General features: G+C 43.0%; 13 protein-coding genes and 1 pseudogene. 1 reads left to right on the top strand and 13 read right to left on the bottom strand.

All coding sequences use genetic code 11. The features are described from left to right. Positions 1–861 precede the first annotated feature (861 nt). From A7Q09_RS06460 to A7Q09_RS11470, 8 genes are all read right to left on the bottom strand, one after another. Entirely contained in the window at positions 862–1071 is a 210-nt protein-coding gene (locus A7Q09_RS06460; RefSeq protein WP_134390455.1) for a hypothetical protein, read from the bottom strand. Positions 1072–1287: 216 nt separating this feature from the next. Then, positions 1288–2067 (bottom strand): ROK family protein, encoded by a 780-nt coding sequence (locus A7Q09_RS06455; protein ID WP_134390454.1) that lies wholly within the window; start codon positions 2065–2067, stop codon positions 1288–1290. Positions 2068–2553: 486 nt separating this feature from the next. Next, positions 2554–3600 carry an outer membrane protein gene (locus A7Q09_RS06450; protein WP_134390453.1) on the bottom strand — a complete coding sequence of 349 codons (1047 nt, stop codon included), beginning with the start codon at positions 3598–3600 and terminating at the stop codon, positions 2554–2556. A gap of 525 nt (positions 3601–4125) precedes the next feature. Continuing rightward, positions 4126–5811, bottom strand: a complete 1686-nt coding sequence (locus A7Q09_RS06445) for a cbb3-type cytochrome c oxidase subunit I (protein WP_134390452.1) — start codon at positions 5809–5811, stop codon at positions 4126–4128. Positions 5812–5826: 15 nt separating this feature from the next. Then, entirely contained in the window at positions 5827–6309 is a 483-nt protein-coding gene (locus tag A7Q09_RS06440; protein ID WP_134390451.1) for a cytochrome c oxidase subunit II, read from the bottom strand. Positions 6310–6314: 5 nt separating this feature from the next. After that, positions 6315–6470: a hypothetical protein gene (locus A7Q09_RS10505; protein ID WP_166791943.1), complete on the bottom strand. Its 156-nt coding sequence runs from the start codon at positions 6468–6470 to the stop codon at positions 6315–6317. 22 nt (positions 6471–6492) lie between these two features. Beyond that, complete coding sequence (locus tag A7Q09_RS06435) at positions 6493–6747, bottom strand: hypothetical protein (RefSeq protein ID WP_134390450.1); 255 nt, start codon at positions 6745–6747, stop codon at positions 6493–6495. Between the two features lie 1497 nt (positions 6748–8244). Next, on the bottom strand, positions 8245–9039 hold the full coding sequence (locus A7Q09_RS11470; RefSeq protein WP_394346623.1) for a hypothetical protein: 795 nt from the start codon (positions 9037–9039) through the stop codon (positions 8245–8247). Between the two features lie 144 nt (positions 9040–9183). Between A7Q09_RS11470 and tnpA the strand changes: the two are divergent. Next, positions 9184–9556: pseudogene (gene tnpA / locus A7Q09_RS06420) on the top strand (IS200/IS605 family transposase). A 231-nt stretch (positions 9557–9787) separates the two neighbouring features. Here tnpA and A7Q09_RS06415 read toward each other — a convergent pair. The 5 genes from A7Q09_RS06415 to aroA form a co-directional block, all read right to left on the bottom strand. Further along, a complete protein-coding gene (locus A7Q09_RS06415; protein ID WP_134390449.1) occupies positions 9788–11464 on the bottom strand; it encodes a 30S ribosomal protein S1 in 1677 nt (558 codons plus the stop codon). A gap of 294 nt (positions 11465–11758) precedes the next feature. Further along, on the bottom strand, positions 11759–13876 hold the full coding sequence (feoB, locus tag A7Q09_RS06410; RefSeq protein WP_134390448.1) for a ferrous iron transport protein B: 2118 nt from the start codon (positions 13874–13876) through the stop codon (positions 11759–11761). A gap of 78 nt (positions 13877–13954) precedes the next feature. Continuing rightward, complete coding sequence (locus A7Q09_RS06405; RefSeq protein ID WP_134390447.1) at positions 13955–14233, bottom strand: FeoA family protein; 279 nt, start codon at positions 14231–14233, stop codon at positions 13955–13957. 35 nt (positions 14234–14268) lie between these two features. After that, on the bottom strand, positions 14269–14916 hold the full coding sequence (locus A7Q09_RS06400; RefSeq protein ID WP_134390446.1) for a lysophospholipid acyltransferase family protein: 648 nt from the start codon (positions 14914–14916) through the stop codon (positions 14269–14271). A 60-nt stretch (positions 14917–14976) separates the two neighbouring features. Next, a complete protein-coding gene (gene aroA / locus A7Q09_RS06395) occupies positions 14977–17049 on the bottom strand; it encodes a 3-phosphoshikimate 1-carboxyvinyltransferase (RefSeq protein ID WP_134390445.1) in 2073 nt (690 codons plus the stop codon). Positions 17050–17237: the final 188 nt, after the last annotated feature.

The raw sequence follows: 17237 nt of genomic DNA, 5'->3' as shown, positions 1-17237 counted from the left end.
GCTCTTGCGTTTTCTACCCGCTCCGCGAGCTTCTGAGAGCTTTTTCCCGAATCTTAGCCACAGCAGCCTCTCGCATCGCTTGCTCGTAGGCCAGCCGCTAGGGCACTCTCGACTACAAAGATCCGCTGCCTCGGGAAGTCCTCCCAGAACCTCGGGCATGCCTCGGTCTTTACTTTCCGAAAGAGATGGGCTGCCAAGAGAAGAGCTTGTGCTCGGGCCGAGGTACTCTAGGACCTCCGAGCTCCTCCGCCGCCTAAAGTCCCACCAAAAACCCATGGCCCTGGCTCCAAAGAAAGCCCAGGTTGGCCCTACTGACCATCCTCAGGTCCCCGAGCACAGACCAGCCGGCGCTAGCCCAAAGCGCTTCTCTCTAAATCCTCCATTACCGTCTGGACTGTTTCCAAATCCTGCAGACTCCTCCGGACCCTCTCCTTCGAAGTAGGAAGAGCTCAAATCGTAGAAGACCATCTTGGGCTTCAAGGAAAAAAAGATCTTTAGGCCCAAGCAAAAAGGCCCTCTTCAATCTCCCCCCTTCCTTTGAATCAAGCTCATCCAGCGTCCGATACCAGGGCCAAAGGAAGCGGTGGTCTACCTGTACCCGACCGTTTTGCTTCCACACCAGCTTTAGTCCGCTCCCCCCTAACCGATCCGGGACATAGTCAGTCTCTAACCACTGGGAAGAGGGCATGTTCGCTTCCCGAGCAAATCAACCGATGGGCTACAAGAACAAAAGCTCTCCTTGCCTAGGGAAAGAGCTTGCCGCCTCTAGAGCAGCTCCTCCCAAAAGCTAAAGGAAACCCCAACTCCTCCCACAAAGCCTTGGCTAACAGTCGCGGACCCCAAACCGCCGCCAATTCTGGCTTAGAGCTTTCCGTCGTCTTTGCGCGCGGCTCCCCCGTTAAAAGCTCCACAAGCCTGTCCACATGAGGAGCCAAAAGCTCCTTGCACTAGAAGAGTCGCTATAGACCGGCTCTCTAGATTTTCCCTCGATCGTAGTAGCTCTCCACCAGTCAAACGTACTGGTCCACTTTCCCGCTTGAGCCGCCGGATTGGAACGATACGCAGAAACATAAAGAGACATTATCCTACAACGTTGATCTATTTAGTTACTTTAAAAGATTTATTCATAATAATTATTCATAATGTTATACATTATGAATAATTAATAACTATGTTTCGGCAAAAATGACTCCCTCTCCTCTGGAGCACCCCCAAAATCAGGCGATTTTCACCAAACATGGGCTATTCCTTAGAAGATTTTATAAAATGCATCAGTACACATGGTGATTAGGAGGAAAAAAACATGTTTGAACAAAATTCCTTAGGAATACCTTCCCAAAGCCTAATTCCTCCTAAAAATGCAAATTGATTGCTTCCCAAAAATGTATTTGAAGGTAAATCATTAAGAAATTTTGAATTTCCTCCTCCTACGACTACATAATCGACTTGGAGCATATATCGAAAAAGCTCAATCACTTGAAGAACATGCCGATTCCATTTTCTATGACCTAATTCTTTTAATCCTTCCGTACTCACATAATCCTCTACCGTTTTGCCTTTGCGATAGGGACAAGCTTGAAGTTCAAGAGGCTGTAGTGTACCCTTAATAATAAGGGCTGATCCAAGTCCTGTCCCAAGACCTAAAAATAGCATAGCTCCTCCCCAATAACTTCCCAATGCCTGCAAGGCCGCATCATTAATTACTTTGCAAGGTAACCCAAAAGCAGCTGTAAAATCATAATTCTTCCAACCTAACCCCAAATGTTTTGGCTCTTCTATTGGCTTGTTTTCTTTAACTGGCCCTGGAAACCCGATTGCAATCTTAGAATATTTTTTATTCAAAACATCTCGCTGGACTGCTTCGATAAGTTTTTTAGGCGTAAAATCCTTCCCTGAAGGTATTTTTTTCACGTCATTTACTTCTGAACAATAGACTTTGACATTATGCCCTCCGATGTCAATTACGAGAAGATCTTTTGCCTTAGAAAATTCTGAACTTGTAGAAGAATTAAACAAGGATCGAGGGCTATCAAAAGGAGTGCTTTTAATTGATTTTTTCGGGCTCATACTTTTTATACAAAATAAACTACAATAAAACGCTACTAGTTGTTTCTATTGATCATTTTTCCATTTTCTTTCCCTATAGACTTTCTCTCCATGAAAATTACTGGAATATAAGGAATAGTATTTTCTCCACACACTATTTACTTTTCCAATTCAAAAGAATTGCTTTTTAAGAGCCATAAAATAAAGCTAAATTTTCCTTATAGTCGAAAAGGGATGCAAATAAGTGTGCAGTTCCTTTTCTATTGAAAAACCTCTATGACCGCATGGGTTCTGAGAAGCGAATTTTTCCGACTACGACAAAAAGCTGCCTATCTCCCTATGCATTAAAAGCATAGCCAAAAGAAAAATTGTAGTTCAGGATGTATAAGCTGAATTTAAAGGAAGGATCCAACGAAGAAGCTTCTACTTTACTCCAGCCATGGAACGCTAAAGTAATGATTGGCGTTGTAGCAATTCAAGATCAGCTAAAAATCTTTTTACTCTTTATCAAAAATTATATCGGATTCCTCCAAGGGCCATGTTGAAAGACTGAGGATATTTTATTAACATGGTATTCCCATTGAACATTTGATAAGAAAATTCAGTTTCTTTTATCCAAAGAATTTTATATTCAATAAAAGCAGTCCAATGATCGGTAAAATTGTATTGTACTCCAGCAAGTCCTTGCCCTACAAAGGCTCCCTGAGAGTAGCTATGACCGGAAAGATAATTTATCCCACCCGGAGCAATAAAATTAGTTCCTGAAGAAGCGAGATAAGCCCCGCCAATACCTCCTCCTATATAGGGAACAATTTTAGTGGGATTCACAAATCGAATCACGCCATCAAAAACAAAGATGCCCATATTTAATTGAGAAGTAAATCCATACGGAATGTTAGTCATAGTGGTGCCTGCGACTCCTCCTACTAAAGTAGAAGAAATATTTTCTTGACCTATATAATAAGCTTCAAATTGAGCAGCCGGTTGAAGCCAATAATCGCCATGAGAATCTAGCTTATAGGAAGAAAAGTTATAACCAACTTGAACTCCTCCTACCCCAGCAGTATCCCCATGTGTTTTGCCACCAGCAGAAAACAAGGGTGGAGAATTCAGAGCACTAATTCCATTACTCATTGGAAAGGCAGCACCTCCAAAAATACCGAAATAAATTCCAGTTTTTGGACCCAGGACTTCTTCCTTACTTATCTCTTTTGGATTTTTTATTTCATTTCCTTCTTTCTGGGATGGAGCTTGAGAAGCCGTATCCTGTTGAGAAGAAGTGTTCTCAGTGTCTCCTTCGGCTCTAGACTGAGTATCTGCAGAACCAGTAGAGGCTCTGTTAGTTAAGCTTGCTGATGAAGCATCCTTTATAGCATTTTCTTCCGTCTGATTTTCCTGAGTTGTAACTGGCGGATTAGTGTCCACAACAGGTATTTCTTGTCCATAAAGTGAAAAATCAAGAAGACAAAAAGCTAAAATACTTAGACACAGCTTCCAGAAGAAAGTTCGCCAGAGATTGTGATTTGTCTTACAAGTATAAAAAAAAGGATTCATTTTACTTCCTCATTTTTAACTGATAGCTAAAATTATTACTACTCTCCTATTATAAAAAGCAAATTCCAGACTTTCTTATTCCCATCTATTTTTTTTATTGTAAAGCGTATCCCCCGCTTCCTTTTTTTAACAAAATCAATAGTTCCTTGCACGTTACATTTCTGTTACAATTCTATTGGTCAGGATTCTTGATTCTATAAGCACAGGAGCCGTTTCATTCTTTTTTAGTCTAAATATTCTGATATTTAAAAAAAAAATTCTATGGATGGAAAAGGTTATTTGGTTTGAAAAAATAAATAGTTAAAAAGAGGGTAACAATTTTTTTCCCTGTTCTGCCTCTGAAAATGAGCAACTGTGTTTATTGTGATCTATAGGATCCATTTTAGCGCAATGCAAAGGTGATTAGATGGCTCAGCTTTAACACAGTAAAAATCACCAACATTGATACAGGAAGGAAGATGTCAACAACAGATAATAATACAAGATTAGCCAAAAAACTAAGTAGCTCTATTGCAGGATCATTTTTTAGAATCCCTGAAAAGGTGGAGAATTTAATTTTGGCGGCAGGTGTGTAAGCAAAAAAGGACCATAGACCAAAGCAATTAAAATGAAAGAGAGTAAAACCCAATAAGAGAGTTTATCGAGTATCAGTTGCCAACCTGATGGGGCAGCCCCAAGATAGGTTTCAGTAAAGGGCAAATCCCCTGTGCTTTCCATTTTTTTGCCTTGAATCAGAGTAAAGAAAATAACGAGAAAGAATAGCACACAGCCAATGAACATAATGGTTCCACCGATTCCAGTTAGCGCACCGGCTAGTTTCCAGCCCGGTAAAGGTTCATAATTGATAACAGCTAAGGCAGTTCTTCTTGGCATACCCAGTATTCCACCAGAAATCTCTCCTCGAGCAAAAATCAATATACCAAGAAAATAAACCCACGGTTGCCATTTTGCGACTCTTTCTAAAGCTAACTTCCTCCCTGTTAAATAAGGAATAAGCCAATAAGCGATTCCAAAGTAAGAAAGGGTAACAGCCGATCCAAGGGTAAGGTGAAAATGACCGGGAACAAAAGTCGTATTATGGACCAGAAGATTCATGTTATAGCTAGCATTCATGATTCCAGTTATTCCTCCAGGCAAAAAAGCGATCATGGCCAACACCTGAGCGCTCACTGCAGGATTACTCCATGGCAGTTTTAAGAACCAACCAAGTATCCCCTTGCCTCCATTGGCTCTGCCTCCAATTTCTAAGGCATACATGATAGAAAATGCTGTAAGAAGACTAGGGAAAGCTATACCAAAGGTGAGAATAAGAACGGCAATCTTAAAGTAATTACCTATTCCTGGATCAGTATATTGATGGTGGAATCCTACGGGTACCAGGACCACAAACATAATAAAGGCAATTCGAGCAAGAGAGTCACTGAAGAGTTTACCACCAACCATCCTGGGAATGAAGATGTACCATGAAACATAAGCAGGAAGTAGCCAATAGTAGACGATCTGGTGGCCCGTATACCAAAAGAGTACTCGACTCAAAAGTGGATCAGAGCCTGGAAGAAGATTCAAAGACCAAGGAAGCAAAAGGAAAAGATCCTCACTTGCTGCGCCCAAAGAAGAAATATCCCACATGATATAGGTCATTATTGAAACATAAGCCATGAGAGGAATCCTCTCCCCTTTATGTTCTTTTCTCCATTCTGCTAGAGCCCATAGTTGGGCAGCGGAAATAATCCAAGTACTAACTACGGCTAGCGCAATTCCAAAATAAAATGCCCAATGTGCCCGTAATGGCGGATAAAAAGTATAAAGCACACTGGCCTTACCAAGAAATATAGGAATTCCAGCAAACACTGTTCCCAACACCAATAGTACAAAAGACAAAGCAAGTAACCTTGAGTTTAGATTTCTGCCTAAAGCTCTAGCTGTAGTCAAAGAAAGCCATCCATTGGCTTCTGCAAAAGTGAATATAAAAGCATTAAGCACCCCATGGGCTGTCAACCCTTCATAATAGGTTTTCATTCCAGGCAAAAACGAAAAAAGGCTAATCCCTGCATAATTCAATCCTTGGACAAAACCTTGAAAAACTCCAAAGGCCAGCGCAGCGAAACCAAAAAGAATAAACCATAAGATCCAGCGACGGTTTGCAGGGGAAAGTTCAAAATGTTTTGGGTCTTGGACCACTTCGGTTTGGGCCTGAACAATAGCGCTCATTTTTGCTTTCTTGTTTTATTTTACTGTAATAGTTCCAGTCATGAGATGGTGCAGGGTACCACAGTACTCATGACAAATAATTCGATAAACTCCAGCTTTATCAAATCTGTGCCTAAGGATAGAAACCTGTCCAGGTAAAAGCATCATATTCACATCTGTATTAGGAATAAAAAAACCATGATCGATATCTAAACTAGTCCCATAGAAGGTAACATCAGCTCCTACAGGAAGCTCTATTGAAGGAGGATTAAACATCCAAGCCTGTCCTAGCACCACGACTTTATATTTTCCAGGAGCCATTTCCTGAACCCCTGGCTGATCAAATGGTGGGGTTCGCATAGTTGCCGAAGCCAAAGACTCTCCAGGATTTGGAACAATCTGACCAACATCAGTAGGAACCCTGACTGCCAAAATTACCGAGGCATAAATAAGAGCTAATATGAAAGCCAAAAGAATCCCTACGGAAAGCCAGACATAAATTTTTTCTAGTTTTTCCATCTGAGCTACCTCCTTTGCACCATTTCAAAAAACATGAAAAGCCACATCCCTACAAGAATGGCAAGATAGAGGATCAAAACAAAAAGCGTTCCCACTGGAGGAGGAATTTTTTTTTCAGGGGCCACTTGTTGTTGCTTTGGTTCTAGTTGAGCCTCGCTCATACATTTTCTCCTTTTTGAAAAATCAACTTTCGATCTCTTCGGATAGGGAACAACGGAGCTGCCTAGAAAAAAATCCAGCAACCACGAAAAAAACCACAAGCCAGATCAATGCATACAAGCCATCCAGGGGTTTACCCATCCCCTCAAGAAAAATATTTAAAGAGCCCCATCCCAAAAATGAAATTAAACTAAGAGCAAAAAAATAAAATAGAACAATCCCCGTCAATCCCGTTTGACATTCCTTTTGTCCAGATAAAGTTGTGCCTTGATCTGTCATGATATATCCTTTTTCTTCTAAAAATAAGAAGTATAGATTCTATTCTTTTAGGATAAAGTATTTAACTAAAAAAACAATAGAGAAGAAATTTCTAAAAAGTGACACTATTTTTCCCCTAGGCATAACATAGTGGAAAATATGAAGATGATTAAATATGTTTTTTTTCTCTAATCTCCTTGACCGGATACGGCCGCCGCAAGCCCCTGGCTTCAGACAGGGGGATAAGGCGGGTTCGGATTTTTCCCGTTAGGGGTTGAATTTATGCATCCATGTGTCTTCTAACGGCTGAGTGAAGTACCAATCGAACAACAAGGCCCAAAAGAATGTCTGAGAAGAAGCGAGTCTAGGCGCCGTCGTTCGTCTGCGAGCTGCCGCTGCGGACGACCCCAGCGGATGAGCGCAAGCTTTCTATTCGGTTCGAAATGGCAAGGCAGATTTACAATGCCCTCTTGGGAGAGTCGCTCCGGCTACTGGCTCTCATGCGCAAGAGCCGGGACTGGCAGCGCGCAAGCCGCGAGCCGGATGCGGGGAAGCGTGCCCGCGCTCAGCCACGTGATCATCGACCGCTTCAACTTCAAGCAATCGGCACTCGACCGGTTGGCGATCGTCTGCCGACGCGGCTGTGCGACTTGCGATCGCCTCGGTCCACATGAAGCGCAGACAGTGGACAAGCGCGCCTTTCGTGCCGTCCAGAAGTACGCCTTCGGTCTACGCGGCAGGCCCCCACTTCAAGGGATACCGCGAGCCTCCACTCGATCGAAGGCAAAAGCAACGCGGCAGGGATCCGCTTCCGTGTCGGCAAGATCGAGTGGAAGGGCCTTTCGATCCCGGCCATGTTCGATCCTCAGGGACCGCGACGGCTGGCAAGCCGCCGCACTCTCCTCCGAGACGAAATACTACCGTGTCATTCGATGGACGATCCGGGACCAGGATCGCTGGTAGGTGCTGAGGCTCGTCCAGAAGGGGACGCCGCCTGCGAAGACCCGGCAGGCGCGCGATGAGGCGAACGCCTGCCTCGATATTGGCCTTCTACAGTCGCAATCGTCGGGGAGACCGCAGCTTGCCTGGAAAAGTTTTGCCCGAGGATCGAGCAGCCCTGGCGCAAGCTTAGGCCCGTCCAGAGAGCGCTTGGACGACGCGCCGAGCAGCCAACCCGGACAATTTTAATGAGGACCGGACAGTGAAGAAAGCCACTTAAGAGGTGGATCGCCTCCTTACGGTATCGACTTCTTCAAGTACAGCTTAAAGAAACTAAGCGACGCCTTGCAGCCGAGCGCAAGAGAAGCCACGGTAAGTTGGCGAATCAGATTCTTACAACCTGGAATATCATCAAGACCGAGAAGATCTCATATCAAAGTTACAAGAAGAATTTCGGGCGGAGCGTGAAGGTCAAGCCACCCGGGATGTTCGTCCGCATCGTTCGCCGCAAGGCAAAGAGGGCTGGCGGCAGACTCTACGAATTCCCGAAGCGTCCTACCATGCTCTCGCAGGCATGCCTCAGCGGCCGCATCGAAAAGAAGCCGCTGTCTGTGCGTGTCCACCGCTGCGACTACGGGCTGCTGCCCCTCCAAAGGGAGCTCTTTTACGCCTTCCTTGCTCGCTTCTTCTCCGAAGACAGGCTCGCTCCCGCTTGCTTGAGAAGACAAGCGGTACGACGTGCGCGTTCTCATCGGCGGCTGCCGTTCCCCTTCGGCGGGCGACCCGCTCTGATGCCACGGAGGACGTGGGAGACGGCGACGGCCGGCTCCGCTTGCAGGTTAATAGAAGCTCGACGGCCGCCCGCCGCAGGAGCTGTTCCGCACCCGGCCAGGCCATCTTGGCCTGGCGTGCATCGCCGTTTCTTCCGCGACAGCTTCCGCATTTCTCAAGCCAGTTTCTTTTCATGCCGCCGGAACCACCCTGGCGCATCCACAAACGTGCCGTCCGAAGGAAAACCTTCGGCAAGACACGCCGCCCATCTGCGTCCTTGGTCGACAGGTCGAGTTTGATCTGTTTGGGGTCCGCAAAGCGCAGGCCTGCCTCGTCCCGGTTCTTTTTCTTGAAGGGCGGCAACCGCGCCGGGTTGGACTTGTCAAACGCCGCCCGGATTGCCCGATCCAGAAACTTGAGCGTCCATTGCAAAGGGTGAACGGGCACCTGAGCCAAAAACCCGTAGTCCTCGCTGTGTCTCCACTGTGTCAGGAGCCGGGCAAGCTCCTCATACGAGAGCAAAGGGGACCCGGGCTCCAGCCGCCCCTTTTGCAAGGCCAGCGCTTTGTCCCAAACCAACCGCGCACATCCCCGGTAACGGATGAGATACTGGGATTGTCCGTTGTCGGTTCCAAGCGGAATCGAAAGGACTGGAGAATTTCCATGTTTTTAGGAAATACTTGGTCTATGATAAAGTCAAACGAGACCCGTACAGGTTGACATTGTGTATATAATCTCCATCTACATTTGGTCTTTGCGACTAAATATCGGCGCGGAGTCTTCACTAAAGAGATTTTGGAAGAAAGAGATTTTGGAAGACCTGCAGGAGATTATGGCCTCGGTTTGTAAAGCTTTCGAAGCTGAATTGTTGGAATTTGACCCTCAGGATGACCACGCGCACCTTTTGGTGACTTATCCACCCAAAGTGGCTATTTCCACTCTAGTGAACAGTCTGAAAGGCGTCTCTAGCCGCCTGATCCAAAAGAAAAACTATACGCAAATTCGCCGAAAACTATGGAGTGGACATCTCTGGTCTTCAAGTTATTTTGCCGGGAGATGTGGCGGCGCCCATCTGTCCTTTATCCAACAGTTTATCGAGAGTCAGAGAACACCTGAATGATGCGCCGTATCCTCTTCCTAAAGGAAGAGGTTGTATGCGGCGCGTTTTTTTTCAGATCTTTTCAGATCAATAGGAAAATCCTGTTGTGGATCTCTTCTTCTTAGCCTTGTCTAAAAGTCTTACACCCAGTTGTTTAAGAATAAGGGTGTTTAGTAGCAAGCGTGTAGACAAGCCCAAGAAACCTTCTTTGTATGCCTATTTTTAACCAACTTAGGCCCTACGAGAACTCTGTTAGCTTTTCTTTTTGGATTCTCCAGGCCGATAATCTTCTTCTGCTTTGCTGAATGCATCTTCTAATGATCCAAGCTCTTCTGCTGGCCTACTAAACTCCATCTTTTCTCTCTCTTTTTCAAGCTGTTCGGGTGTATAATGAAGAGCTTTAATAGAAAGGCCAATGCGACGTTCCTCTTTATCAATTTTAATGATTCTAGCACTCACCTCCTGACCAACCTTCAGCACGTCTTTCACTTTAGCCACCCGATCCGCACTTATCTGAGAGATATGTACTAGCCCATCGATCTCATCAGCAAGTTGAATAAATGCACCAAAACTGGCAATTTTACTCACTTTTCCGCTAACTATTTCTCCTACTTTGTATTTCTTTTCAATCTCTTTCCATGGATCTTCTGTCAACTGCTTGATTCCAAGAAGAATTTTCTGATTGGTTTTATCAATCTCTAGTACCTTCGCCTCTATTTCTTCTCCTTTTTTAAGGACTTCTGAAGGATGGTTGATTTTTCGTGTCCAAGACAAGTCATTGACATGAATGAAACCATCTAAAGCATTTTCTAATTCAACATAGGCACCATAGGCTGAAAAGTTCTTCACTTTACCTTTGACGATAGTACCAGGAGGATAAAGTTCAGAGGCTTTCTCCCACGGATTTACTTCCAAAGCCTTTAGACTTAAAGAAAGCTTCTGTTCTGCTTTGTTGATATCAAGAACGATCGCTTCTACTTCCTGCCCCATAGAAAGAACTTCACTTGGTTTTGTTATCTTTTGCGTCCAAGATATTTCTGAAATATGCACCAATCCTTCGATTCCAGGTTCAAGTTCTATAAACGCTCCATAAGGAGCAAGATTGACTACTTTTCCTTTTACCTTTGTGCCTACAGGATATTTTTCCTCAATATTTTCCCAGGGATTTGGCGTTTTCTGTTTTAGTCCAAGAGAAACCCTTTCTTTTTCCCTATCCACATCGATGACAACCACTTCGATTTCTTGACCCACTTTAAGAATTTCAGAAGGGTGATTGATTCGACCCCAGCTCATATCCGTAATATGAATAAGCCCATCAATGCCATCCAAATCGATAAAAGCTCCAAAATCCGTAACGTTTTTGACTACCCCTTTAACAAGATCCCCCACATGGACTTTTTCCAAAAATTGAAGTCTTTTTTGATTTCTCTCTGCTTCTACAATTTCCCTTCTTGATAAAACGACATTTTTCCTTTCTTCGCTAATTTTGACGATTTTACAGGTCAGAGTAGCTCCTTCATATTCCTTCAAATTTTTGGGAGGGACCACATCGATCTGAGAAGCAGGCAAAAAGGCCTCCACTCCAATGTTCAACATTAATCCTCCCTTAACAACCTGTTTGACTTTTCCAGTAATCGTCCCATTTTCTTCAAATGTTTTTAAGATTTTATCCCAATTCTGTTTTTGTGCTGCTTTTTGCCTAGAGAGAACGACCATCCCCTCTTCATTCTCCAAGCTCTCCAATAAAACTTCTATTTCTTGTCCAACCTGTATCGATTCAGGCTCTTCAAATTCACTTAGGGGAATGATACCTTCGGACTTGTAGCCAATGTCTACGACCACTTCCTTAGAATTTTTGTCTACAACCCTTCCCTTGACAATGCTTCCTTCTACAAAATCAGGAATCGACGCTAAAGTCATTTCTACCATTTTTATCCTCTCTTATTATCACTTTTATAACTTATCCTTTTTTCAATGCTCTTTAAAAAAAAATGCCTCTTATTAGAAAAAATTAGGAATAAAGAAAAAATCAAGAGCTGTCACGGTTAGGCTCGATCTCAAGAGAATGGATCTACCTTTTTTTCTTTTATACATTTGTCACAGCCACATGAACCACTGCCCTTTTTCCTGTATATCCATATTAGATAAATCAAGGCCATGCAGACAAGGATCCCACTAATAATACTCTGCCATTTCATTTAATATTTCCCTAAATTCATCTAATTAACTAAAACCTAATAATAACCCAATTTGATAAAATAGGAAAGCACAAAAATAAGCAAAGGAAGTCATATAGGCAAACTGAAAAAGCGCCCATTTCCATGAACCGGTTTCTCGTCTCACCACAGCAACAGTACTTAAACATTGCAAAGAAAAAGCAAAATAGATCATCAACGAAAAACAGCATAAGGGACTGAACACTTCTTTTCCATCTGGCCATTTATCCTTGCGCATAGCTTGAGCCAAAGGAAGAATATTCTCCTTGGTTTCCTCTCCTGTATAAATTACCCCCATAGTGCTGACGAACATTTCCCTGGCAGCCTGAGCACTTAAGAGCCCCACGCCGATTTTCCAATTAAAACCTAGAGGTTTAATGATCGGCTCAATAAAATGCCCTATTCTTCCAGCAAAGCTATGAGAAAGTGCTTGAGAAGAAGACTCTCCTGGCAATTTTGGATGAGAAGTTAAAAACCACAACAAAATAGAAACCGAAACAATGATCGTTCCAGCCCTTTTGAGAAATGCTAAGGCTCTTTCATACATTTGCAAGCCAATCGACTTTATTGATGGACGACGATAGGGGGGCAATTCCAAAAGTAGAAAGGATTGTTTGCCTTTAAAAAGAGTCTTTTTAAAGAGCCAGGCAAAGAAAAAAGCACCACCTATTCCCAAAATATATAGAAAGAAAATAGTAAAGGAACTCCATAAAACTGGATGGGAATGTTGAGAAAAGAGCACGCCACACATAAGAACATAAACAGGAAGGCGAGCTGAACAACTAGCAAAAGGAGCTATGAGGATAGTCAAAAGCCTATCTTTAGGATTGTCTATTGTCCTAGCAGCAAGGATCCCTGGAATCGCACAGGCATGACTGCTAAGTAAAGGTAAAAAAGATTTTCCATGAAGACCTACCGCATTCATGAGTTTATCCATTAAAAAGGCCGCTCTAGCCATATAGCCTGTATCTTCTAATAAGCCAATGAAAAAAAATAGCACAAGGATCTGAGGCAAAAAGACAACTACATTGCCAGCTCCTCCAATGATTCCCTGACATATAAGATCCCTTAGCTCTCCAGGAGGGAAAACCGCTTGAAACTTTTCAGAAATAGCTCTCATTCCTTCATCTATTAAGTCTTTTGGATAAGATCCCATCCCAAAAACCGCTAGGAACATCAATGCCATCGCCATAGAAAAGATCAACCATCCCCAAACGGGGTGTGCCACATAACGGTCGATCAAATCACTTAGGCCTCTAGAAAGATGCCCCCCTTTTTTGACAGCGCCTTTCACAAGATATTGCAAAGTTAAAAATCTTTCCCTAACCACGGCATCCCTCCAGTTAGGCTTTAATTTCCCGATTTTTTCCTGAGCCCGTTGTATTGGCTGAATGAGAAAATCCATACGAAACAACTTCGCTGTTGTTTCAGGATCTGGAGAAAGTAAAAGAAGAAGAAGCATTATTCTACTAATTGGGCCTATTCCCTGAATTTCACTCTGATTTTCAATAGCCGTAATTTCTTCATCTATAAAATCTGGATAATTCAAAACAAAAGGTTTCGATCGAGCGATTTCTTTACTCAACACCGTTTTTAACTGAACTACACCACTCTTTTTATTTGCCTGGCAGGGAACCACAGGACAGTTAAACTTTTGGGAAAGGATCCGACAGTCCACTTCCCAGCCTTTGGCCGCAAGTTCATCGATCATATTGAGGACGATTACTACAGGCCTGTCCAATTCCAGAATTTGGCTAACAAGATACAAGCTCCTTTCCAAATTTGAAGCATCAACAATACAGATAATGCCGTCAGGTTTAGGAGTGTCTTCTCTCAAGCCTAAGAGCACTTCAGTCGTGATTTTCTCGTCAGGGGAATTAGGGAGGAGGCTATAAGTTCCAGGCAGATCGATCAGTTGGCATTTTTCTCCATAAAGAGTGTAAAAAATCCCCACTTTTTTTTCAATGGTGACTCCCGGATAATTTGCAATCTTTTGCCTTAAGCCCGTCAGGGCATTAAATAAAGTGGTTTTTCCACTATTTGGATTGCCTACAAGAGCAAAAGTGAAAAGCTTACTGGCTACCTCTGATTTGAAAACCCGCTCATCTTTTTTTAACAATGCCATAATAACGAGCTAATAAAACAAAAAGAACGCTTTAAAAACTCCTTCACTTAAAACAAAAAAATAGACAAGCTGTTGCTATTAAATGGCCGAATCTTTTTTGGCAGAAGTAACAAAAATTCTTTTTGCTAACAACTTGTTTAGTCCTACCTTCGAGCCACAAACCAAACAAACCGTCATCGCTCCATGCGCAATCTTCACAACTTCTGCCTTTTCGCAAAATCCCAACTCCCTAAGCCGATGACATTCGACGGCGTTTCCCTCTATCGAATGAACATAAAAGATAGAGCCAATATCCGCTTCGGCTAGAGAAATAGTATTTTTCCTATTGCTGTTAGCTTTCCTTTCTTTTTCAATCATCTAAGTATAGTTTTACTAATATTGTAAAATTTCCCTTAGACAAGCAAATCCTTTTGCACAGAATCCATTTTAACATCGAAATGGAGTGATGCTATTTTTTCCATCATTTCATCAGCGACGTTCTGGTAGTATAATTTCTTAGAAAGTCCAGGAGGGCAAGGCAGAGGCCAATAAGGCTTACCTATGACTACCCTGATCGGATGAGGCTTTGGAATTTTAGCTGTCCTTGGAAAGGCCTCAAAAGAACCAAATATCCTTATGGGCAACACAGCCACTTTCGCTTTTGCGGCGATATATCCAACCCCTGGAGCAGCTTTTTGCAAAGCTCCTGAAGGGCTCCTCGTTCCTTCTGGAAAAATAAGGATCGACTTTTCTTTTTCAAAAAGATCTAGAATGAGCCGAAATGAACCAACTTCAGGTTTATCTCGATCAAGAGGTATTGTGTTCAAATAGCCAATAAGTTTCCCAAGTAAGAAGCTGTCAAATAAAGTTTTCCTGGCAACAAAATAAATTTCTTTTTGAAACGCGCAGCCTACAATGGGTGGGTCAAGATAGCTACAATGATTTGCTACAATCAATACTGGAAAAGAAGGAATATTTTCCTGTCCATAGACTTTAAAATCAAAAAAAAGTTTTAAAAAACCTAAAGTCAGAAGACGGGCAAGAGCATAGCCTTTTTTCACAGATTTGCCCTAAATTCGTTTTTTAAAAAATTCTTTAATGAAACACCCTTTTGATCTCGCTCAATCCATTTTCACTCTGGAAATAGTTAATCCTTTTTTCCAGAGAATATCGAGAATCTTTTCAACCACTTTCTGAGCAGAAAGCTTTGTAGTATCTAATTTCACCGCATCCACAGGGCAGAGTAATGGAGCGGAACTTCTTGATATATCCAACCTATCTCTTTGGGCCACATTATCTCTTTCACCTTGTTCTTCTCTCCTCTTTTCTCTTTCTTCCAAATTAGCATCGAGGAAAAACTTATAAGGGCTCTCAGGGAAAACTACCGTACCAATATCCCTGCCCTCCACCACCAATGGCTCCTTAAAAGCAAGTTCTCTTTGAAAAGGCAATAGCCATTCTCTTACTTTCCTATAAGAAGCAACAATCGAAACAGCTTCATTTACTTCTGGGCTCCGAAGCTCTTTCTCTACGGGTTGTTGGTCATCTACGAGTATAGAAGCTTGGGAAAAGGAGTCCTCTTTTCGAATAACACATCGTAAGTTTACCCTTCGGCAAGCTTCGATGACCTTCTCCTCGTCATGAACATCATATCCCAAAGCCAGAATTTTCCAGGTTACTGAACGGTAAAGGGCCCCCGTGTTAAAATAGGTAAATCCCAGCACCTTGGCTATTTCTTTGGCAACCGTGCTTTTACCGGAAGCCGTTGTCCCGTCAATAGTAATGACAGGATAAGGGAGTTCTTTTTTTCCAAGCTCCGTAGCTCTGGCGAATTGTTGGGATCTCATAACGAATTTTTTGATTTTTTTAGTTTCTCCCACCCAGCCTTCTGTAGAAGATTGGGTCAAGGCCCGTAAATCTTCCTGAAAGCCTGGATAGGAAGTAGCAATACAGTCAACGTCATCTATCCTGGAAGCCTTGTTTGCTCTCAAGGCAAGAATGGAAAAAGCCATGGCAATCCGATGATCTCCAAAACTTTCTACTCTTGCTGCCTGCACCGTATTTTTCCCTTTAATCCTCATCCCATCTACTAACTCCTCTACCTCGACTCCAAAGGCTCTTAGATTGGTAACAATTGCTTTGATTCTGTCTGATTCTTTAACCCTTAATTCCTGAGCATTTCGAATTTCCGTTACTCCATCAGCCAAAGCTCCAACCACTGCTAAAATGGGAATTTCATCGATTACCCCAACAATCTCTTCTCCTTGAATAACTGTTGCCCTCAATTTATTGCCACGTACCCAAAGGCTGCCTATAGGCTCTCCCTTCGAATAAGATTCTATAGATTCTTCAATTTGCGCTCCCATTCTAAGAAGAATATTCAATAATCCTGTTCGGGTTGGATTCAACCCAATAGAGCGCACTCTCAGCTCGGAATGAGGGATAGCCGCAGCAGCACCAATCCAGAAAGCGGCTGATGAAAAATCTCCAGGCACCTCTATGTCGGTAGCCTCTAATTTCATTCCTCCATGGAGAATAATCTCTCCTTTTTCCCTAATTGTTCGCACTCCGAATTGCTCAAGCAATCTTTCGGTATGGTCCCTACTTGCTACCGGTTCAATAATCCGAGTAATTCCTGAAGCAAAAAGGCCAGCAAGTAAGATACAAGATTTGACCTGAGCACTTGGTATGGGTAATCGATACTCAATGCCTTTGAGAGTGGATGGTTCTATGATAAGTGGCGGGGTATCCTTAGGCCCATCGGCTCGAATTTTCGCTTCCATCATTCGGAGGGGATCTATGATCCTGCTCATAGGCCTCTTAGAAAGAGAGTAGTCTCCTATAAGTTTAGAGTAAAAAGGCTGAGCCGAGAGAATGCCAGCAAGCAGTCTCATCATCGTTCCAGAATTACCACAATCAATGGCTTCAAAAGGAGGAAAAAGGACTCCAGATTTTCCCTCAATGGTCAGATGTGTCTTCCCTTGTTTTTCTACACTTACACCCATCGCCTCAAAGGCTCTTAGAGTGCATAAGCAGTCTTCAGAAGGAAGAAAATTACGGATTGAACTTCTGCCTCTAGCTAAAGAGGCAAGCATCACAGCTCTGTGACTAATGCTTTTATCGCCAGGTACTGTTACTTCACCTTTAATAAAAGCAGCCGGCTCTACTATGAGATAGGAATTCGTTTTAGCCATCGTTTCTAGTTTCTACCTTATTTATATTTTTTTCCTCGCATAGTCCTCTATATACATAGTCATTCTAATTGACATCCTCCCCATGCCTAAAGGCAGGGGATTCCTGGAGATAACTGACCAGATTTAGCCAGGGCAAGCTCTCCGATGAGGGTGTTGAGGTTTTGATAGACCCTGACACTCTCATCGGC

This window comes from Methylacidiphilum sp. Yel (assembly GCF_004421185.1).
Taxonomy (GTDB): Bacteria; Verrucomicrobiota; Verrucomicrobiia; order Methylacidiphilales; family Methylacidiphilaceae; genus Methylacidiphilum.
The sequence above is the reverse complement of the archived record's forward strand: the minus strand, read 5'-3'. Positions and strand labels throughout refer to the sequence as shown.